2 tRNA genes and 3 rRNA genes are annotated in these 1,670 nt (G+C 51.5%); all 5 read left to right on the top strand.

Annotation, left to right across the window (positions count from 1 at the left end):
- A 16S ribosomal RNA gene (locus tag KB559_RS24980) occupies positions 1-112 on the top strand; the annotation flags it as partial.
- 102 nt (positions 113-214) lie between these two features.
- Positions 215-331, top strand: a 5S ribosomal RNA gene (gene rrf, locus KB559_RS24985).
- Between the two features lie 40 nt (positions 332-371).
- Positions 372-448, top strand: a tRNA-Ile gene (locus KB559_RS24990).
- Positions 449-489: 41 nt separating this feature from the next.
- Positions 490-565 (top strand) — tRNA-Ala (locus KB559_RS24995).
- Positions 566-842: 277 nt separating this feature from the next.
- Positions 843-1,670, top strand: a 23S ribosomal RNA gene (locus tag KB559_RS25000); the annotation flags it as partial.

Consider the following 1,670-nt stretch of genomic DNA (forward strand, 5'->3'; position numbering starts at 1 on the left):
CGAAGTCGGTGAGGTAACCGCAAGGAGCCAGCCGCCGAAGGTGGGGTAGATGATTGGGGTGAAGTCGTAACAAGGTAGCCGTATCGGAAGGTGCGGCTGGATCACCTCCTTTCTATGGAGAATCGTTCTCTGCAACGAGAACATTCAAATAGCTAACTCAGGTTAGCAAACTTACTCACTCGTTGGTCAGTTTTGAGAGTTCAACTCTCGCGCGTTTGGTGGCGATGGCGGAGGGGTTCCACGCGTACCCATCCCGAACACGACCGTTAAGCCCTCCAGCGCCGATGGTACTTGGACCGAAGGGTCCTGGGAGAGTAGGACGTTGCCAAGCGCATCCCTTAAATGGGTTGTAAATAGAATATTCCGATTATGGGCCCTTAGCTCAGTTGGTTAGAGCGCACCCCTGATAAGGGTGAGGTCGGTGGTTCGAGTCCACTAGGGCCCACCATTCACTCCATAATCGTTTTTTCTGATCCTGGAGTTTGTTATGGGGCCATAGCTCAGCTGGGAGAGCGCCTGCCTTGCAAGCAGGAGGTCAGCGGTTCGATCCCGCTTGGCTCCACCATATAATTTCATTAATACCTTGCAGAATTTTGAGCGTCACCGAAGGTGATCGTTACAAAAATCAGCACTTGATCCTTGAAAACTGGATAACGAAACGAAGAATTTGCGAATTAGAACATTCCTTTTAGCTGAACTTGTGTCAAAACAAGTTTCAATAAGGTAGTTGATACGAGCGAACGTTTTGGGATAGGAGATCCTTTGGAAGTGCGCGCCTGATGACGAAAGTCAAAGGGGAAGCGACGGACAACAGATCACATAGCCCAAAATGAGAGCGAGTTGGTTAAGCTACTAAGAGCACACGGAGGATGCCTAGGCACTAGGAGCCGAAGAAGGACGTGGCGAACAACGAAACTGCCTCGGGGAGCTGTAAGCAAGCTTTGATCCGGGGGTGTCCGAATGGGGAAACCCGGCTGGAGTAATACCCAGTCACTCATGCCTGAATACATAGGGTGTGAAGAGGCATACCAGGGGAACTGAAACATCTAAGTACCCTGAGGAAGAGAAAACAATAGTGATTCCGTTAGTAGCGGCGAGCGAATGCGGAACAGCCTAAACCAGAGAGCTTGCTCTCTGGGGTTGTGGGACGTCTCACATGGAGTTACAAAGGAACAGGGTAGACGAAGAGGTCTGGAAAGGCCCGCCAAAGAAGGTAAAAGCCCTGTAATCGAAATTCTGTTCCCTCCGAGACGGATCCCGAGTAGTGCGGGGCACGTGAAACCCCGTATGAATCTGCCAGGACCATCTGGTAAGGCTAAATACTCCCTAGTGACCGATAGTGAAGCAGTACCGTGAGGGAAAGGTGAAAAGCACCCCGGAAGGGGAGTGAAAAAGAACCTGAAACCGTGTGCTTACAAGAAGTCAGAGCCCGATCTATGGGTGATGGCGTGCCTTTTGTAGAATGAACCGGCGAGTTACGTTTGCAAGCAAGGTTAAGCCGAGAAGGTGGAGCCGCAGCGAAAGCGAGTCTGAATAGGGCGATTAAGTTTGTAGGCGTAGACCCGAAACCGTGTGATCTACCCCTGTCCAGGGTGAAGGTGCGGTAACACGCACTGGAGGCCCGAACCCACGTATGTTGAAAAATGCGGGGATGAGGTGGGGGTAGCGGA

It is taken from the genome of Paenibacillus sp. Marseille-P2973 (genome assembly GCF_018101095.1).
Taxonomy (GTDB): domain Bacteria; phylum Bacillota; class Bacilli; order Paenibacillales; family Paenibacillaceae; genus Fontibacillus; species Fontibacillus vini.